The 17808-nt window shown below is 62.6% G+C and carries 22 protein-coding genes and 1 riboswitch; of the genes, 5 read left to right on the forward strand and 17 right to left on the reverse strand.

Going from position 1 to position 17808, the window contains the following annotated elements; genetic code table 11:
* Positions 1-409: 409 nt before the first annotated feature.
* From ACFSOZ_RS29065 to ACFSOZ_RS29075, 3 genes are all read right to left on the reverse strand, one after another.
* Positions 410-583: a hypothetical protein gene (locus ACFSOZ_RS29065; RefSeq protein ID WP_379103712.1), complete on the reverse strand. Its 174-nt coding sequence runs from the start codon at positions 581-583 to the stop codon at positions 410-412.
* A gap of 277 nt (positions 584-860) precedes the next feature.
* A complete protein-coding gene (locus tag ACFSOZ_RS29070) occupies positions 861-1025 on the reverse strand; it encodes a DUF3309 family protein (RefSeq protein ID WP_379103714.1) in 165 nt (54 codons plus the stop codon).
* Between the two features lie 210 nt (positions 1026-1235).
* Positions 1236-1871 (reverse strand): methyltransferase family protein, encoded by a 636-nt coding sequence (locus ACFSOZ_RS29075; RefSeq protein WP_379103715.1) that lies wholly within the window; start codon positions 1869-1871, stop codon positions 1236-1238.
* 267 nt (positions 1872-2138) lie between these two features.
* Here ACFSOZ_RS29075 and ACFSOZ_RS29080 point away from each other — a divergent pair, with 267 nt between their 5' ends.
* The 3 genes from ACFSOZ_RS29080 to ACFSOZ_RS29090 are packed head-to-tail and all read left to right on the forward strand — an operon-like array spanning position 2139 to position 6297.
* A complete protein-coding gene (locus tag ACFSOZ_RS29080; protein ID WP_379103717.1) occupies positions 2139-5366 on the forward strand; it encodes a tetratricopeptide repeat protein in 3228 nt (1075 codons plus the stop codon).
* Between the two features lie 48 nt (positions 5367-5414).
* The gene (locus tag ACFSOZ_RS29085) at positions 5415-5762 is read left to right on the forward strand and encodes a hypothetical protein (protein ID WP_379103719.1); all 348 of its coding nucleotides are present in this window, start codon (positions 5415-5417) and stop codon (positions 5760-5762) included.
* A 16-nt stretch (positions 5763-5778) separates the two neighbouring features.
* Positions 5779-6297: a hypothetical protein gene (locus ACFSOZ_RS29090; protein WP_379103721.1), complete on the forward strand. Its 519-nt coding sequence runs from the start codon at positions 5779-5781 to the stop codon at positions 6295-6297.
* On the opposite strand, the gene ACFSOZ_RS29095 is transcribed toward ACFSOZ_RS29090, so the two are convergent.
* From ACFSOZ_RS29095 to ACFSOZ_RS29115, 5 genes are all read right to left on the reverse strand, one after another.
* Positions 6275-7297, reverse strand: a complete 1023-nt coding sequence (locus ACFSOZ_RS29095) for an ABC transporter substrate-binding protein (RefSeq protein WP_379103722.1) — start codon at positions 7295-7297, stop codon at positions 6275-6277. The genes ACFSOZ_RS29090 and ACFSOZ_RS29095 overlap by 23 nt on opposite strands.
* Positions 7290-8069: an ABC transporter ATP-binding protein gene (locus ACFSOZ_RS29100; protein WP_379103724.1), complete on the reverse strand. Its 780-nt coding sequence runs from the start codon at positions 8067-8069 to the stop codon at positions 7290-7292. The genes ACFSOZ_RS29095 and ACFSOZ_RS29100 overlap by 8 nt, the downstream gene beginning before the upstream one ends.
* Complete coding sequence (locus tag ACFSOZ_RS29105) at positions 8066-8875, reverse strand: ABC transporter permease (protein WP_379103726.1); 810 nt, start codon at positions 8873-8875, stop codon at positions 8066-8068. The genes ACFSOZ_RS29100 and ACFSOZ_RS29105 overlap by 4 nt, the downstream gene beginning before the upstream one ends.
* Before the next feature lie 35 nt (positions 8876-8910).
* Entirely contained in the window at positions 8911-9519 is a 609-nt protein-coding gene (locus tag ACFSOZ_RS29110) for a YkoF family thiamine/hydroxymethylpyrimidine-binding protein (protein WP_379103728.1), read from the reverse strand.
* A riboswitch (TPP riboswitch) is annotated at positions 9510-9623 on the reverse strand. It overlaps the preceding gene by 10 nt.
* Positions 9624-9794: 171 nt before the next feature.
* Positions 9795-10706, reverse strand: coding sequence for a LysR family transcriptional regulator (locus ACFSOZ_RS29115; RefSeq protein WP_379103729.1), 912 nt, complete (start codon positions 10704-10706; stop codon positions 9795-9797).
* 151 nt (positions 10707-10857) lie between these two features.
* Between ACFSOZ_RS29115 and ACFSOZ_RS29120 the strand changes: the two genes are divergently transcribed.
* Complete coding sequence (locus tag ACFSOZ_RS29120; RefSeq protein ID WP_379103731.1) at positions 10858-11595, forward strand: SDR family oxidoreductase; 738 nt, start codon at positions 10858-10860, stop codon at positions 11593-11595.
* Positions 11596-11780: 185 nt separating this feature from the next.
* Here the strand turns inward: ACFSOZ_RS29120 and msrA are convergent, their stop codons facing one another.
* A complete protein-coding gene (gene msrA, locus ACFSOZ_RS29125) occupies positions 11781-12299 on the reverse strand; it encodes a peptide-methionine (S)-S-oxide reductase MsrA (protein WP_379103733.1) in 519 nt (172 codons plus the stop codon).
* A 133-nt stretch (positions 12300-12432) separates the two neighbouring features.
* Entirely contained in the window at positions 12433-13977 is a 1545-nt protein-coding gene (locus tag ACFSOZ_RS29130) for a glycosyltransferase family 39 protein (protein WP_379103735.1), read from the reverse strand.
* Positions 13978-14170: 193 nt separating this feature from the next.
* Between ACFSOZ_RS29130 and ACFSOZ_RS29135 the strand changes: the two genes are divergently transcribed.
* Positions 14171-14878, forward strand: a complete 708-nt coding sequence (locus tag ACFSOZ_RS29135; protein ID WP_379103737.1) for a hypothetical protein — start codon at positions 14171-14173, stop codon at positions 14876-14878.
* 169 nt (positions 14879-15047) lie between these two features.
* On the opposite strand, the gene ACFSOZ_RS29140 is transcribed toward ACFSOZ_RS29135, so the two are convergent.
* The 7 genes from ACFSOZ_RS29140 to ACFSOZ_RS29170 form a co-directional block, all read right to left on the reverse strand.
* Positions 15048-15521 carry a hypothetical protein gene (locus tag ACFSOZ_RS29140; RefSeq protein ID WP_379103739.1) on the reverse strand — a complete coding sequence of 158 codons (474 nt, stop codon included), beginning with the start codon at positions 15519-15521 and terminating at the stop codon, positions 15048-15050.
* Between the two features lie 7 nt (positions 15522-15528).
* Positions 15529-15822, reverse strand: a complete 294-nt coding sequence (locus ACFSOZ_RS29145; RefSeq protein WP_379103741.1) for a DUF982 domain-containing protein — start codon at positions 15820-15822, stop codon at positions 15529-15531.
* A 290-nt stretch (positions 15823-16112) separates the two neighbouring features.
* Positions 16113-16436 (reverse strand): hypothetical protein, encoded by a 324-nt coding sequence (locus tag ACFSOZ_RS29150; RefSeq protein WP_379103744.1) that lies wholly within the window; start codon positions 16434-16436, stop codon positions 16113-16115.
* On the reverse strand, positions 16436-16621 hold the full coding sequence (locus tag ACFSOZ_RS29155) for a hypothetical protein (protein ID WP_379103747.1): 186 nt from the start codon (positions 16619-16621) through the stop codon (positions 16436-16438). The genes ACFSOZ_RS29150 and ACFSOZ_RS29155 overlap by 1 nt, the downstream gene beginning before the upstream one ends.
* Positions 16606-16833 (reverse strand): hypothetical protein, encoded by a 228-nt coding sequence (locus ACFSOZ_RS29160; RefSeq protein ID WP_379103749.1) that lies wholly within the window; start codon positions 16831-16833, stop codon positions 16606-16608. Before ACFSOZ_RS29160 ends, ACFSOZ_RS29155 begins: the two co-directional genes overlap by 16 nt.
* Before the next feature lies 1 nt (position 16834).
* Positions 16835-17056 carry a hypothetical protein gene (locus tag ACFSOZ_RS29165; protein ID WP_379103751.1) on the reverse strand — a complete coding sequence of 74 codons (222 nt, stop codon included), beginning with the start codon at positions 17054-17056 and terminating at the stop codon, positions 16835-16837.
* Positions 17056-17772: a glycoside hydrolase family 108 protein gene (locus tag ACFSOZ_RS29170; RefSeq protein WP_379103752.1), complete on the reverse strand. Its 717-nt coding sequence runs from the start codon at positions 17770-17772 to the stop codon at positions 17056-17058. The genes ACFSOZ_RS29165 and ACFSOZ_RS29170 overlap by 1 nt, the downstream gene beginning before the upstream one ends.
* Positions 17773-17808: the final 36 nt, after the last annotated feature.

Genomic DNA, 17808 nt, shown 5'->3' on the forward strand with positions numbered 1-17808 from the left:
AGCATCCGCGACGATCCTTTCGGAGCGCCGCGGGGAGTTCGGGGAAAAGGTCGACGGAATGCGCTGACAATGCGATAATGCAGTCGCGCACCGTCAGTGGAGCGTGACACCGAGCCCGGACTTGCCAGTTGAGATCGGTGTTACGCCGGATTGTTTCTGCGGCGCTGATTACCCGCAGATCTACCACAAGGCACGCGCATGGCGGGGTACGTCGAAAGCCGCCTCAGGGCGGCTGGAGACGTGCCCCGCGTCTATCCCTTCAACCTCCCATGATCAGCACCGCGCCGCAAAGGCGGCCGCCCGCTACAGCGCTAGTTGAAGAGCGCGCGGGCGGCCGCCTTTGCTCTTCCAGCGCTTCAGATCTTGTCGTCGTTTATCAGCGGGTTTCGACCGTCTTCGACATTTCTGTTCAGGCAGCGCGATCGATGCGGCGGATGACCTTGATGGCCTCTGCCTCCGCTACACCAATCAACGCATCGATTCCTTGGATGGTCTCGATATGGCCGCGAGACGCCACCATCCGGCGCAGGACGTGAAGATCATCGCGAATTTCGCAGAGTGTCGTCCGGAGCGTCACGGGCATTGGGCAGCCTTCCGCAACTCAACGGTATCGACACAGACCGGTTCCCTCGACCACAACGCAAAAGCCCGCCACGGCGAAACCGGAGCGGGCCTTGGAGGAGGACAAGGGGTGGGACCCTCTCCTCTTGTTTCCACGGGGGGTGTGGACCGCGGCCATCTTACAAAAGTTTCGAAACAAGCCGCATCACAAGCCGGCTTGCAAACATCACAATCCGGTGCAGGCCGGCATCGGCGCGGTCACGGGATTGCGATTGCGCGGCGACGATCGAGCGGCGCGGCTAAATGCGCCCGAGCACGACAAGCACGATGATGATGAGCAGCACGAGCCCCAGGCCGCCGCCGCCATAGTAGCCGGTTCCGTAGAACGGACCACCGCCGAAGCCGCTGAAGCCTCCAAGTAGCGCAATGACAAGAAGAATGATGAGTATGGTTCCAAGGCTCATGGTTTTCCCGCTCCTGTAGACGCTGACGCGCCGATTTGAACATCGTCGCACGCGATGTTTCGATGAATTGAACGTTCGAGCGGCCTTACCGTTCCGCGAGATTGTCGCGCGGCGCAGGCATGAAGAAGATTCGCCGGGAAATGAAAAAGGCCCGCCACCTTGGGGGCGGCGGGCGCTTGGCGTTTTCCAGCCTTAGCCGGCGACTTGTTGTCAGACGATCCTGTAGAACAGCCTGTATTGGACGCGCTGCATATAGTCCCGGTATTCCGGCGTGGCGGCAAGCAGCGCCTCTTCGCGCAGGATGCGATGTACCTGGAAGAACGTGATGACGGCGTAGACGGCGAGATTGTAGAAGGAAAAGGCCGACAGCAGATACAGGACATGGCCGATCAGATAACCGGCATAGATCGGGTGTCGTACAAGGCGGTAGGCACCGCCGGTCATCACGCCGCGATTGCCCGGCAAAATGGCGAACGAACGCCCCAGCGATATCTTTCCCCAGATCACGAAACCCAACGCCAGGGCTTGCAGCGGCGCCGCGACATAGACCGGGATGATGGTCACGCCTGGCTCCAGGGTGATGAAGCCGACACCGAAGCTGGCGATGATGGATACAACCACCGTGAGCGGGTTCCAGTCGCGAACCTGCGGCCGCCGCGACAGAAGCAGCCAGGTGAAGGTAAGAATCTCGGAAGTCGCCACCAGCGCCACATTGAGACGGGTCGGGTCGAGGATAAGGTGATATAGGCCGCGATAGACAAACAGCCCCGCGAAAGCCAGCGCGCAGGCGCGAAAGAAGCCTTCCCGCAAGTCGACCAGGATTTCGCGCTTTCGGGCTGCGGACAAAATCCCATCGTCGTTGACGTGCGAAAGGGCTTCACTTTTTGATATGAGCAACGCAAGCATCCCAATGATCCCTCAGGGCGACCATTGCATGCAACCATTGCCGGGCAGTTAACCGGCAAGGTCGAAACGCCGCTAAATCGCCGCTGCGTCGAGCATGCGATCGGTTGGGGCAGGACTACAATTTATGCTTGCATTTTGGAACAAATAAGGAACAATACGAGGATTACCGCCAAGGCGGACCAGGGTTTTCGGGGGAGGACCAGCGATATGGCGAGCTGGAAGGGTGCGGGGCTGGCTGCCGCCGCGATTGGATTGAGTGCGCTGATGAAGGTTTCGCCCAGCTGGCCGCTGTCGGCTGGGCTTGCCGTCTTTCTCGCTCTCAACGCACCGGCTCTCGCGGCAGAGAAGGACTATGCCGGCTGCGTCGGCAAGGACATCGAGCCGGACAAGCGCATCGCGGCCTGCACACCGATCGCGGAGGACAAGGGGGAATTCTACCACAACCGCATGATCGCCTATTTCAACCGCGGCATCGCGTGGGATGACAAGCGCGACTATGACCGCGCAATCGCCGACTACGACCAAGCCGTCAGCCTCGACCCTAACGAGCCCTCGGCCTACTACAACAGAGGCACAGCGTGGTTCAACAAGGGTGATAGCGACCGCGCCATCATCGACTTCGATCAGGCAATCAACATCAATCCGCAATATACCAAAAGCTATCTCAATCGCGGAACGGCATGGTTCAAGAAGGGTGACGATAAACGCGCCATCGCCGATTTCGACAAGGCGATCAGCCTCGATCCGGACAATGCCGACGCTTATGTCGGCCGCAGCCGCGCCAGGACGCTCAAGGGAGACAGCGCCGGAGCAGCAGCGGATTGCCGGCGCGCCATAGCCCTCGATCCAACGCGGTCAGGAAGCTGCGGCGATCGAGTTTCCAGCGACGAGAGCAAACCGGAACCGTTGCCCGACACACAACAGCCGAAGCCGCGAGCCGTCGTTCCGAATATTACGGCCACGCAAGACACGCTGGCCGCGAAGGCGCTGGAGGCGACCGACCCGCGCACCTTGGAAGCGATCCTTGGCGGCGATGCCTTCTTGGACATGGGCAAGTACGACCAGGCGATCGGCGCCTACAACCAGGCGATCTCGTTCGATCCGAACAACCGGTTCGCCTATTTCGGCCGCGGTAGGGCCTGGGCTGCCAAACGCGCCTACGAGCAGGCGATCGCCGACTACGACAAGGTCATCGAACTCGCCCCCGATTTTGCCGCGGCTCATTTTCGCCGGGGCCTCGCCAAGGTCACGTCAGGTGATGCCGAGGGCGCCCTTGCTGATTGCGGCCGGGCTGCGACACTCGATCCAAAGGCGCGCGACGCCTACTTCTGTAAGGGCATGGCATGGCACGCAAAGGGCGATCCAGGAAGTGCCGTCACCGCCTATTCGGTGGCGATCGAAATCGATCCGAAGGACGACGCCAGCTATTATGGACGCGGCATGGCGCGTGCCGACAGGAAAGACTACGATCGCGCCATTGCTGACTTCGACCGGGCGATCAAGCTAGATCCGGACAATACGGACTACCTCGTCAGCCGAAAGGCCGCGGTGGCGGCGAAAGGACAGGGCGACACGGCGGCCGCCGCAGCCGGCGCTGACCCCTTCGCCCCGCAGAACGCCGACAACAATGCCCAATCCGACGGCGACTTGTCCGCGGCCAGGATTGCGGAGCTCATTCAGGCGACCGATCCGCGTGTTCTGGTCGCGGTGCAGAACGGCGACAGCTTGTCGAACGCAGGCCAGTATGACCAGGCAATCGGCGCGTATGGCAAGGCGATCGCGCTCGACCCCGACAGCCCCCTCGCCTATTTTGGCCGCGGCAATGCCTGGTCCGCCAAGGGGGCCTATGATCGGGCGATCACCGACTATGACCGGGTGATCAAGCTCCTCCCGAATATGGTCTCTGCCTATATTCGCCGGGGTATGGCCAAGGCAACGTCCGAGGATGCCGAAGGTGCTCTTGCCGATTGCGGCAGGGCCGCCACGCTCGATCCGAAGGTGCTGGATGCATATTTCTGCATGGGCATGGCATGGCACGTGAAGGGCGATACCCAGCGAGCGATCACAGCCTATTCGGCGGCGATCGAGATCGATGCCAAGGATGCCCCCAGCTACTACGGGCGTGGCATAGAACGGGCCGACAGCAAGGATTATAACGGCGCTATTGCTGACTTCGACCAGGCGATAAGGCTCAATCCGGACAATCCGGACTATACGGTCGCCCGCAAGGCGGCGATGGCTGCTTTGAAGAAAGGCGGTGTCGCGCCTGGTGCCGTCGGCTCGGATCCGAAGAACCTCAAGGCCTTCATGGATCGCGGCTATACCTTCTATGGAAAGCGGAAATACGATCGCGCCATTGCCGAGTACAGCCGCGCGATCGCGCTCGATCCAAGGAAGGCCGCCGCCTATGTCGGGCGAGGAATGTCGCGCGCCGGGAAGGGTGATTATGATGGAGCCATCGACGACTATGGCAAAGTGATCGAGCTCTATCCGGCCTATTTCGACGCTTACCTCGGCCGCGCCATTGCCTGGAGCAAGAAGGACCAATTGGATCGCGCCATCGCCGACTACAATCGCGCGGCCGAAATCGAGCCCGGCTACGCGCCTGCCTATTTCGGGCGCGGCAGCGCCTGGTTCGCCAAGGGCGATTACGATCAAGCCATTGCCGACTACGACCAGGCGCTCAAGCTCGACCCAAAGCTGGCCATCGCCCGCAAAGGCCGCAAGCTGGCGGTGACGGCGAAGGCGAACGCCTCAAAAATATCAGACGAAGCCGCTGGCCAGGCTAGCGAGGAGGCGATCAAGCCAAGTAGCGCTTCGCCAGCCGCGCAGGCATTCAGCAAGGGCTGGACACTGCTCGATAGGGACGACTATGACGGCGCCATAGCGCTTTACGACAAGGCGATTGCGCTCTTTCCGGCATTCCACGACGCCTATCTGGCCCGAGCGATGGCCTGGGGATCCAAGGGCGAATACGCTCATGCCGTCGCCGATTACAGCCAGGCAATCACGCTCAATCCAAATTTTGCCGATACCTATTACGACCGTGGTCAGAACCGTAGTTTCCAAAGAGATTACGACGGGGCGCTTGCTGACTACGGAAAAGCCATCAGTCTCAATACCAAGGACGCAAGGGTCTATGCCGATCGGGGCCTCATATTGATGGGCAGGCATGAGGACGTTGCAGCATTACGTGATTTCGAAAAGGCGCTCACCCTCGATCGCAAGAATCCCTTTGCCTATTTGGGCCGAGGCGTGATTCGGATCAGCAAGGCGGATTATGACGGAGCGATCGCCGATTTGAGCCGGACGATAAAGCTCAAACCGGATTTCGCCGCCGCCTACGAAGTGCGAAGCAGGGCGTGGGACGCCAAGGGCAACCACAAGCGCGCCGAGGCCGACCGCAAGAAAGCGATGAGCCTCGGGGCGAAATAGAGACAAGGCTCGGGAGGGTTGCCAGATGACGCTTGGAAAGGCTTGGGCATGGCGGCGGTCGCCGCTTTGTCCTTTGTTGCGGTAAAGGTATTGCCCTGGGCGCTCGGCTTTGCCGGCAGTAAATATCTCTACCAGACAGTGGCGGGCTCGCCCGATCCGAAGACGCTGACCACGGCTCAGGTAAGCGAACAGATTGAGAGCCAAGGAAGCCAAATCCTCAAGGCAATCAAACAAGAGTTCCCGGACGACTATGACGTCGTCGTGGAAAAGATCGCGGCCGTGGCCAGACTTGGAAACGTGGAGCAAGTGCGAAAGGCGAGCAGGATGGCGGTCGCCGGCCTCCAGGCAAAGACACGCATCGCTGCTGTCCTCGGCTCCGGACAGCAACGCCGCTGAGGCGTTGCGTGCACAATTGGCCATGCTCAACCATGTCATGGCGCGGGGAACGGCTGCCATCTGCAACAACTACCTTCGCGGGGGGCCGGGCGCGCTCAGCACACCCGACCAGGATTTCCTGAGTGACATGGACAAGATCGGCGCCACCCTGTTCCACGCCTTCGGCGCAGCGAAGAATGGCAGTCTGCCGGCTGCTTCCGCTAGCGATGAAGACTGGTCGCTGCTGGCCGACGCTTTCATCAACGCTGGCGGCACTCCGGCCGAGATGAATGTATTGCCAATGTCAGCCCGGAATTCGAAGGTCTCTGCCCGGCAGTCGCGAAACTATATATATCCGCTCTGTCGCTGCAGGGTGAGCCCGGGCGACACATCAAAACCGCTCTGCTCTATGAGATCGCCCGGAATTAGCCGAGATCTGCTGATCTGCGTGTCTGACGGGGAGCTGTCACGCCACACGTGCCCCTTCGACTGGCCAGCCATTTTCGCCGAAGTTTCGAAGGCAGATTGGCCCCCTACTCCAGACATGCATTGCTGAAATACCCCGCGAAATTCGGACGTTGCGTTAGAACCTTGCCGTCGGCATCGCGCAAGATGCCGGACGCGAAGAGGTAGTTGCCGATCGCGTCCATCCGGGCCGGATCCATGGTGCCGATGGCGCCGCTTTGGCTGCGCAGGTAATGGCCGTCGATCAGTGCCTTCAGCGAGGCCTCGATCAGTGCCGGATTGGTCAGCGCGTCCTTGTTGGCGGCGATCAGAAGTGCGGCTGCCGCATCGGGATGGTCGACGGCGAACTGGTAGCCGCGCCGCGTCGCCTGGACGAAGGCGGCCGCAGGTTTGGGGTTTGCCTGGAGATAGGCTTCGCTCGAAGAGATCAGCGTCGTGTGCTCGTCAGGCACGCCATGGTCGGCATAGATGAAGCTGCGCTGCTTGACGCCTTTCAACTCGGCTTCGACACCTTCCCAGGTCGAGACCTCCAGCGTGAAATCGACCGAACCGTTGGCCAGCGCCTCATAGGCCGAAGTGCCGAGCGTCACCGTCTCGAATTTGCCCTTGCCGCCATCGTGGCGGATGATGGTGCCGATCAGCGCGTTTTCCCAGGCACTGCCGAAGCCGCCATAGGTCAGGCCGTCAAGGTCTCTCGGGCTTTTGATCTCGCTGCGCGCCGCATTGAACACCAGCCGGCCGGTTTCGGATTGCACCACGGCATAGACACCCTTCAGGTCAGCGCCGGCGGTTTTCTGGGTGAAGAGGCTGATGGTGCCGTTGATGCCGAAATCGGCGACGCGGTTGGCGACAAGCGTGCCGGCCCCAGTATCGCTGTAGGGCAGGATATCGACCTCGAGTCCGGCTTCGGAATAGAAGCCTTTGTCGCGGGCGACGAACAGCCCGATGTGGTTGGTGTTGACCGTCCAGTCGAGTGCGACGGTGACCTTTTGTGCCGCCGATTGCGCTTGAGCCCGCCCCGTTCCGGCAATGAGCGGAACACCCGTGGCAAGGGTCAGCAACAAGGCTTGCCGGCGCGTCAAGTCAGTCATGATCGTATCCTTTGGATGGGTGGGGGTTGGGCCCGGGGTTGAGGATGATGTCGAGAATCTCGGTTTCAAGCGTGCTTGCCTGCAGCGCGGCCACTCCGGTCGGATCGCGCGGCCGCGGCAGCGGCACCTTGATTTCGCGGACGATGCGGGCCGGGCGCGCCGACAACACATAGATGCGGTCGGACAGGAACACGGCTTCGCGCACATCGTGGGTGATCAGGAGCGCCGTCCAGCGGTGGTGCCGCCACATCTGTTCCAGCCAGCGTTGCATGGCGGTGCGGGTCAATGCGTCGAGCGCGCCGAACGGTTCGTCGAGCAACAGCATGTCGCGCTCCTGCACCACGGTGCGCAAAAGCGCCGCGCGCTGGCGCATGCCGCCCGACAACTGCGCCGGAAAATGCCGCTCGAAGCCGGCAAGCCCGAATTCGGCAAACAGCGGCGCGACGCGCGCCCGCGCCGCCTTGCGCCTGATGCCTTGCACTTCGAGCCCGAGTGTCGTGTTGTCGAGGATGCGTCGCCACGGCATCAGCGCGTCACGCTGCGGCATGAAGGCGAAATGCCTGCCGTGGTCGTCGAGCGGTGCGCCATCGAAGAACATCTCGCCCTCGCCGTGCTGCCCGCCGGTCAGAAGCTGGAACAGCGTCGACTTGCCGGCGCCCGACGGACCGAGGATGGAGACGAATTCACCGGCGCCGACGCTTAGCGAAATGTCGGTGAGCACGTCGAGCCCGCCGAACGCCTTGCGCACATGCCGCAGTTCGAGCCTGCTCATTGCCGCGGCCCCGTGCCTGCAGCCCGTTCCCAGGGCATGACAAGGCGCTGCAGCAGCACCGTCAACCCGAACAGGACAAGTGTCAGCGCGGCGCTGACACCGACGGCGGCCAGCACCAGATCGGGGCGGAAATTGTTCTTGGCGTTGAGCATGTAGATGCCCAGCCCCTTCGCCGCACCGGCATATTCGGCGAAGATGGCGCCGACCACGGCATATGTGATGGAGATCCTCAGGCCAGCGAAGAAATAGGGCAGCGCCGAGGGCAGCCGCGCCAGCACGAAGACGCGCCAGCGCCCTGCCCCCATGGCGCGCAGCATCTGGCCGATCTCGGTCTCCGTCGCCTCGTAGCCCTCGACCAGTGCCACCAGCATCGGAAAGAAGGTGACCAGCGCCACCAGCATGATCTTGGGCGTCAGCCCGAAGCCGAACCACAGCACCACCAGCGGTGCGATCGCCACCAGCGGCAAGGTCTGGCTGACGATGAAGACGGGAAACAGCGCACGCCGCAGCGGCCGGAAGAAATCGACCAGCATCGACAGCGCAAAAGCAGCGCCGAGCGAAAAGGCAAAGCCGATCAGCGTGGCGCGGATGGTGGGAATGGCATTGTCGACCAGCGCCTCGCGATTGAGCATCGCCTGCTCGAAGACGCGCGACGGCGTCGGCAGCGTCGTCGGCTTGATGCCGGAACAGGTGGCGTAAAGCTGCCACGCCAGCAGCAGCAGCCCGACCGAGATCACGGCTGGTGCTGCCTTGACAAGAAGGCTCGCGATCGGACGCGAAGCGACTGATGGTGAGGCCACGGACATAACCTTTGACGGGGTCGCGCGAAAGCGCGGCTGGCTCAGACGGCCGACGGGCTGTTGGCCGAGACCGTGACGTCGAGGGTTACGTGGCCGGCGCCGGGCCCGAAGCGGCAAAAGGCCTCGTCGAGCGCCGAAAAGATCGCGCCGGCATCGCCGCGCAATTTCGTGCAGAAATGCTTCGAGCGCTCATAGACGCCGGACTGCTTGAGAAAATCGATGCAGCCGTAGATCTCGTCCATGTGGTCGTCGGTGCCCATCACATAGAGCGAGAACTGCGCTGCCGCCGGCTGGCCGGTGGCGGCCGCGCCGCGCACTGCCGCGATTGCCGCGTCCTTGCGCGGGCCGAGTGGCCCGGCAGGTCCGCCAAGCGCATCGGAGCTGCAGATCGGATCATCCGGCTCGCCGGGGCAACCGCGCGAGATGGCAGCCGACAGCACGCAATGTTTGCCGCTGCGTGCCGCCGCCACGAACAGGTCCCGCATCGCCGGAAACAGCACTTCGGGCGGCCCGACCAGCAAGGTCGAGATGTCGTCGGTCTCGATCCGGAGCCGATCGCGGTAGGGATCGAGCGCGCCCAGCGCGCCAAGGATGACGCCGACGAAATCGTCGGCCATGGGATATAGGGAAATCTGTGCGCCTGAAAACATCGCCCGCCTCGCTCCGCTGGTATTACCCAGATCAGCTTCTAGGGTCTGTGGGCTTGCCGCCCCCGTCTCAGCCCCGACCGTACGGAGCACCCCTGTGGATGCGCGGGTTAAAGCACCATTCGAGCTGAAGCGAAAGCCGTTTTTTCGGCGCGCTGCGCCAAAAGCATTGCGCCAGGCCCGGGCCTGAGCGGAAACCGTCGATGCTGGCGGAGCGGAGTTCTGTCGGGAACCTTCGCTGCCGCGACCGAAACCCGGGCCGCTGGAACGACAAACGCTCAACCATCTGGCAGCGTCTGGCGACCATGGCGCAGGAAATCGACGAAGGCGCGCACGGCCGGCGGCGTATGACGCTGCTTCTGATAGCAGAGGAACCAGCCGGGAAAGGTCGCGCACCATTCATCCAGCAGCGACACCAGCTTGCCGGCATCGATCAGCGGGCGCACGAGATCTTCCGCCCAGAAGGCGATGCCGACACCCTGCACGGCGGCGGCAATCCCCATGTCGCGGCTGGAGACGACAAGCGGGCCGTTGACCGCGACCGAGAACCATTGGCCGTCCCTGGCGAATTCCCAGGGATAGAGGCCAGCACTGCCCGGCCGGCGCCAATTGATGCAGCGGTGCTGGAGCAGATCGGTCGGTTCCGACGGCGATCCGCAACGGGCGATGTAATCCGGCGAGGCCACGGCGAGCTGGCGCTGCATGCCGCCAAGCGCCACGGCGACCATGTCGGCTTCGAGAAATTCCCCTAGCCTGGCGCTGACGTCATAGCCGGCCTCGACAATATCGATGGCCGCATCGTCGATCGTCACATCGAGCACGATGTCCGGCCATGCCTGGTGAAAACGGCCGAGCACCGGCTCCAGATAGGTGGCGGCGGCAACGCTTGGCATATGGACGCGCAAGATGCCGGCCGGCGTGTCGCGCAAGGCGGTCGCATCGCCGACCGCCGCCTCCATCTCGGCCATGGCCGGCGCGAAGCGCGCATGCAGGCGCGCGCCGGCTTCGGTCAGCGAGAGGCTGCGGGTCGTGCGGTTGAGCAGGCGCAGGCCAAGCCGCGCTTCGAGCTGACGGATCGTCTGGCTGAGCGTCGACGCCGAAATCCGGAGATCTTCAGCCGCATGGGCGAAGCTGCCATGCGCGACGACAGCGGCAAAGGCCTTCAGCTCCGCATAGTCACTGCCCCGCATTATGCCGGATTCCTCAATGAGTGTGATAGTATTCTATCGCATTTTCCATAGAGCGTCTGCCGCCTAGCTTGAGGGACATGTCTCGGACGCCGAACACGATAGGCCCGGCACCGAACCCCTTTGAATTTCCCTCTGAGCAGGAGCAACGAGCATGCTGAAACTTAACGGAAAAATCGCCCTGGTGACTGGTGCCTCCTCCGGCATTGGCGCGGCATCCGCACTGACGCTCGCGGAACAAGGCGCGGTCGTTGCCATCGCGGCGCGGCGCCGGCAGCGGCTCGACGATCTGGCCACACGCATCCGCGACAACGGCGGCGAAGCCTTGGCCATCGAGGCCGACATCACCGACGAAGCGCAGGCAACCACCATGGTCCGGCGCGTGCTGGAAGACTATGGCCGGCTGGACATGCTGTTCAATGTTGCCGGTATCGGCGTCGCCGCCCCTTTCCAGAACACCACCACCGGCGAATGCCGGGAAATGGTCGATATCAACATTCTGGGTCTGCTCTACACGATCAACGCGGCGCTGCCGGCGATGAAACGGCAGAAAACAGGCCACATCGTCATCGTCTCGTCGGGCACCGGCCGCTACATCCATCCATCGGTGGTCTATTCCGGCACCAAGCATGCGGCCAGCGCCATGGCGGAATCGCTGCGCCGCGAAATCGGCAAGGACGGCATACGCGTCACCGTGATCGAACCCGGCGCGGTCAGGACCGAGTTCACCGCCAACATGCGCGACGATGTGCGGCTGGCGGTCGAGCAAAGGTTGGGCGACATGGAGCAGCTGGAGAGCGAGGACATCGCCGCCGCCATGCTCTACGCAGTCTTGCAGCCGCCAAGGGTCAACGTCAACATCCTGACGCTCTATCCGACGCAGCAGGCTTGAAAACTCCCGCAGCCCGTTCCCTGCCCCGATGGATTACCTCCGTGGCAGATGAAGGTGGCGCCAGTCCGACAGTTATAAAGTTTTCGCATTTTTCTTATAACTCGCTTGAAATTCGGAGCAAAGCGCACGATGCCGCTCGACCACCTCGTCGAACGGCATGTCCGGCGGAACCGGGAACTGTGAACTTACGAAACCGCCTTCTCGCGAACCGGCAGCTTCCAGCCCGGCCGGACGAAGTGGCAGGTGTAGCCGTTGGGGTATTTCTCCAGGTAGTCCTGATGTTCAGGCTCGGCTTCCCAGAAGGGACCGGCCGGTGCGACATCGGTGACGACCTTGCCCGGCCACAGACCGGAGGCGTCGACATCGGCGATTGTGTCTTCGGCAACGCGCTTCTGCTCGTCGCTGGTGTAGTAGATCGCCGAGCGATAGCTCATCCCGACATCGTTGCCCTGGCGGTTGCGGGTCGTCGGATCATGGATCTGGAAAAAGCGCTCCAGCAGCGTACGATAGCTGATGATGGCCGGATCGAAATTGATCTCGATGGCCTCGGCGTGGGTGTCATGGTTGCGGTAGGTGGCGTTGGGCACGTCGCCGCCACTGTAGCCGACACGGGTGGAGATGACACCGGGATAGCGCCGTATCAAATCCTGCATGCCCCAGAAACAGCCGCCGGCAAGCACTGCGCGTTCGGTCGAAGTCGCCATATCACGTCTCCTCAAAAGCAATTCCAGGAAAAGTGTAGCGGTTTTTCCGTCTGGAATTGCGCAAAAGCAAGTTTGGATCTCCCCATAAATGGGCATTGTCTCTTGCTTCGTCCAGCGGACCGGCCGACCTGCTTCAGTTGCTCGTTTGGGCGAGGCTGTCGATCGCACTCGGCAACTGCGGCGCGCCGGGCAAAACGGCGGCAAAACTGATCGCCACCGGTGGCGCCTTGAGCGACCAGTCGAAAAGAACGGTCTTGACCGGGATGTTGCCCACCCATGCCAGCAGCTGAGCTGGCACGTCGCGCCCAGGCCAGATCAGGAGTATGCCGTGGTCGCGCAGCCGCTCCTTGGTGATCCAGGGGGAGTACTGCATGTTCAGGTCGGTGAAGATCGACGGCTTGTCATAGGCATTGAGGCCCGCCAGCGGCGCAAGAAGGCCATGGCCGCCAACGATGTCGAGCCGATCGGGCGTCGCCGCGTGCCAGACGGCCTCGGCCTCGTCCGAGATCTTCTGCGCCGGCCAGCAGACGGCGTCCATGCGCCCGCGCAGATTGCATTTCGTCCAACGGATGCCCGCATAGGCACCGGAGATGCCGACAATGAAGATGAGTGCGCAGATCGCCAGCTTTCGCATCTCGACGTCGCCGAGACGGTGGCCCAGCAGAGCCAGCGCCACAACGCCGGCAAGATTGTACATCGGCGCGCCCCAGGCCTCGCCTACGCCGGAGAACAGGGACGCCACCATGACGAGCACCGCCGGGCCAAGCCCCATCCACAGGAGATAGACCAGCGTACCGCGCCCGACGGGCTCTTGCGGCGGGGGCAAGCGCCGCAGCAGACCTGATATCGCCAGCACCAGGACAAAGCCGCAGAGCCCGGCCATCTGGACGCCGATGTAATAAAAGCGGGAGCGATGGGCCAGCACCCACTGATCGCGCCAGGCGGCATACGTCAGCGGCAGGAAATCGATGCGGTAGAGCTCGACGGCCAGCGGCGCTGCGACAGCGACGAAAACCGCGAGCCCAAGCCATGGCCAAGGCGTGGCGAGCCGGCTGCGTGCCCGCGCGTCGGACAACAGCCAGATCGCGCCGAACAGCAACAGCAGGCCGGTCGAGAACTTGGCGTAGAGCCCGACGCCCGACACCAGTCCGAGTGCCAGCCACCAGCCCGGCCCGCCGCCACGGCCCGCACGCCACAGCAGCCAGCAGATGGCTGCCCAGAAGGGCATCTGCGCGTAGTCATGATTGAACTGCGGGGTCGGCCAACCGAAGAAATAGAGCGACGGCATCAAGAGCACGGCGGCCAGCGCGCGCCTCTGCCCAAGCAGGTCACGGGCCAGCAGATAGACCAGGACGAAAGTCGCCGAGATCATCAGCTGGGCCACGAGATACTGCGGCCAGCGGAACGATCCGGTCAGAAGATGGCTGGTCTCGAGCAGCCATGCGGGAAGTTGTGGGTGCTTGTAGGTCAACAGCACCCATTCGCGTCCCCACATGAAGCCTTCGACGACATCGTTGGGCGGCGAGACGTTGATAAGTGCGGGCATCGCCGTCCAGCAGATTGTCTGCATCAGGCACAAAATCGCCAGCAAATACCAGGGGCGACCGATCAGACTGGACAAAACCGATGCGGAATCGACACCGGCGGCAGGCAATCCCGCCGGCCCCCATTTGTCCATGGATCGATCTATCCCCACCATGCGGCGCTTAAATCACATAGTCCGGTTTAACGAACAGCCCCAAACATCGAAGCTTACGAAAAAGTATAGCTGTGTGCCATTGCAGCACCAAGATCGAGCAGGAACATCGCGCTCCTCTCTCCAGGCAGGACAGCGCTGCACGTCTGGCCCTGTGCGAAAAATCCGGGTTCCAATGCGCCACCATCATGCCGTCATCCACTACCGTGCGCTCGATTTCTGGATGGCGCGTGCGGCCGTCCTCGTCATCATCTGCCTGCAGCTTCTGGTCATCAACAACCTCTCATTCGGGCCGCGCTGGCTGGCGCCGGGGCTGGAAGCCGCCCTGCTGCTGCCCTTGTCGGTGGCCACGGCCTGGACCCAGGCCGCCACCCGAAAGGCGGTCGAGGATCACGAGTGGCATGCGATCGGCCAGTTTCGCGTCATGATCCGCAGAACCGCCCTGACCATGACCGCCATCATCAGTGTCATGAATTGCGGCTCGCTGGTCCTGCTGGTGCGAGCCTTGCTGGAGGGCCACGCCGGCAATAGCGGTACGACGCTGCTGATCGACGCGCTCAACATCTGGGTGACCAACGTCATCGTCTTTGCCCTGTGGTTCTGGAGCACCGACAGGGGCGGGCCGCCGACCTGCGGCCTCGTCAAGCTTGCTCAGGCCGATTTCCTGTTCGCGCAGATGACGCTGAACGACCGTGAGCTTCGCAACTGGCTGCCCGGCTTCGTCGACTACTTCTTCCTCGCCTTCACCAATGCGACGGCCTTCTCTCCGACCGACACGCTGCCACTCAGTCAACGCGCCAAGCTGCTGATGATGGCGGAAGCCATGATCTCGCTGCTGACAATCGCGCTGGTCGCGGCACGCGCCGTCAACATCCTGGCTTGATCGGGCCGGAAACGCAAAAAAGCCCGCCACCTTGCGGCAGCGGGCTGGCTCTGCAGTGTCAACCCATCACAGGGTCCAAGAGGGGTTGGTTGCGGCGGATATCGCCGGGCAAGCGCACCATCGTACCAGTTGCCCGCGGACACACCACGAACTGCCGGCTGCCCGGCAGTCAGTACCGGGGCCTCTTGTCGGAGACCACGACCAGCCTCCCCCCGACATTTTGGCACCGTTTGCACACCAGCTTCGACGCCAGCCGCCTTTCGCTGATGAAATCGTAGTGGGTGCCGTAGATTTCGATCAGGCTATCGAGATCCAGCGAACGCAAATGACCGCAGCGTGCATTGCCGCAATAGGCGCTAAGGCCCATGCCTTGTTCGCGAAGCTCGCCAAGCTTTGTCGGCAGCGCGACCGGGAAAACGATAGCTTCGGGCATCGCCGGGTTCGCCACCGCTACGAGAATGGGTTTTCGAAACTCGGCGCGGTCAATGTTGCCGATCGCGTGGACTGCCTTGTCTTCCGCGACGCCTATGAGGGAATCGATCTCTCCCATGGCTTCGATATGCCCGCGGACAAATAGAGCCCTTCGCAGCACATGCAACGCATCTCTCGTTTCGCAAAGTGTCGTCCGCAGGGTGAGAGGCATTTGGCGCTCACTTCCTCATGTAGCTGTCGGGAAGACAATCGGCTTCGACCGCCGCGGCAATGAAGGCTCGGTGGACGTCCCTTGTGCTGCAACATCCCACCCTTTCCCCAACCAGGGCAGCAAGTGCTGCTAAAAACAGTGGGCCATCGGAAGGCCAGTCGTTTGCCAAAGCGTCGGCCATCTGGGGAAGTGTACTGAGAATCGAGATGGTGCCGTCACGTCTCTCGATGGGAATTCCGGAAAACATATTAGGTCGACTGACTGTCACCACATAGCTCCCGCTGGGGCGGGAGAATGTCATGCGCTCTCAAGCACCAGCGCCCGCGCAATAGCTGATGACAATTTTATTGAAGCACTTAAAGAAATTTCCGTCTATTAACTATGACATATCACGAAAATAATATGCAACTTTTGGATGATATTCACAATTTACTTAGCGGTGGAACTGTACGCTTCCGACAGTTCCTTAGACGCGGGTTTTCACACGAAACCGACAAACAACAAGCATAGGCAGCGGCAATTCTGGGTGCCGCCGGGGATCAACCCGACGCAAGGTCAACGAGCGGCGGAGGAATGGTTGCTGCTGGCGTTTCACTCCTCCGGCGCAGGCTTGAATCTGCGCACGACAAACTCGAACAGGATATCCGAAATCCACATGGCGCAGACGCCGATCAGGAAGGCAGCGGCAAGCGTGGTGGTGTCGTCGGCCGGATCCGGCATCGGCAGGCCGGTGATCCTGGCGTAGGACACCACCGGCAGCGTCAGGTAGGCTGCGGCTAGCGCGCCGCAGATCGGCGAGGCCACCATTTCGCGCAGCTTGTAGCGATGCCGCGACAACGCCCGCAGAACACCGCCGGCAAGGCCGGCCGCGACGACTGGTACCTTGATGCCGAGCAGGTCGAAAAGATCGTGCATCACGGCCTCCATCCACAAAGCCTCTGGCCCTTTTCGTTGTGCGCCAGGATCGCCGCCACCGACGCATCGGAAAGGCTTTCCACCTCTGCCTTTGTCGGCCTGATCGGATGCTCGACCGCGCAGAACGACCCGCCGGCGGCGGTGCAGCCAGTCAGCATCAGCGAAAGCGCTATGGTCTTGACCATTTGGCCAGCCTCCCCCTGTTTTCGTCAGGCGCCCGGCCCGTGACAGCGTCGTCGATCTTCCGGGCTTCGCTGAGCGCGGCGGCGTCGGCGGCATCCTGCCTGGCCTTCTGGCCGGCCTTGCCCTTGGCATAGGCCGTCCACAGACCGGCGAGCGTGGCACCCGCTGCAAGCAGATACGGCCAGAACTGGCCAAGCAGGGCGAGCGATCCCATCTCATTTCTCCTCGGCCGGCGGCGGCGCGACCATGCCGCGCGGACCGTCACGCACCGCGTTGATAATGATCTTGGCAAGGGCGATGGCGCCGCTGATCTGCAGCGCGGTGCGATCGGTGACGCCGAACATCGTCCAGTCGAAGCCGGCCAGGGCGCCGCCGCAGATGATCGCGATCAGCGTGTTGAGGAGATTGTGCAGTGCGTTGGTGTTGACCCATTTCATCAGAAGGGGCTCCCGAAAAGATCGCTGACGTGATGCCGGAAGGCCGCGAGCGCTGCAGCGATGAGGACGAGGATGCCGGCCGCGGCGGCAGTCTTGCCGGCCGGCGGCACGGGCCGGCCCGCAGGCACCCCGCCAGCGGTCGTTTCGACACCGGACGGTTGCAGAGCCGGCACAGGCGCCGGCGCGGCCGCCGGCGCCGCTGGTTGCGCCGACATCAGCAAGGCTTGAACCCGCACCGATTTGACACGATCGGACCAGCCGCGCCCGAATGTTGCCCATGTCGGCAGCCGCTTGAGAAACGCCAGCCGCGCATCGCAAAGCGCATCGATGGTGACGCCGGCCGGCTTTGCCCTGGCCGCGGCAAGGGTCGCCGGCCCGATCCGGCCATCCTGGGCAACGCCCAGGGCCGCCTGCAGGGTTTTCGCCGCCCGGCCAGGCCCACTGTTCACGGCGAAGTCGAACACCGCATGGTCGACACCATCGGGCAACTCGGCGCCGAGCACCGCGTCCCAGTAGAAACGGCGGTAGACGGCGGCGACCTGCGCGTCGCTGATCTGCTTGAGGTCCGCCTTGGTGGCACCGGCTTTGACGTAGCGGCGGAAGTTGGCGAGCGTCACGCCCTTCATGGTGGCGCCACCGGGATCGGCAGGGTTGTCGCTCCAGCCACCTTCGGATTTCAGGACGAGCGCAAGCGCCCGCGCGAAGTTGCGGTCCATGGCAGTTCCTTCCCACCCTCGCGGGCAAGTTGTTGA

The sequence above is a fragment of the Mesorhizobium newzealandense genome, from assembly GCF_042682145.1.
GTDB lineage: Bacteria > Pseudomonadota > Alphaproteobacteria > Rhizobiales > Rhizobiaceae > Mesorhizobium > Mesorhizobium newzealandense.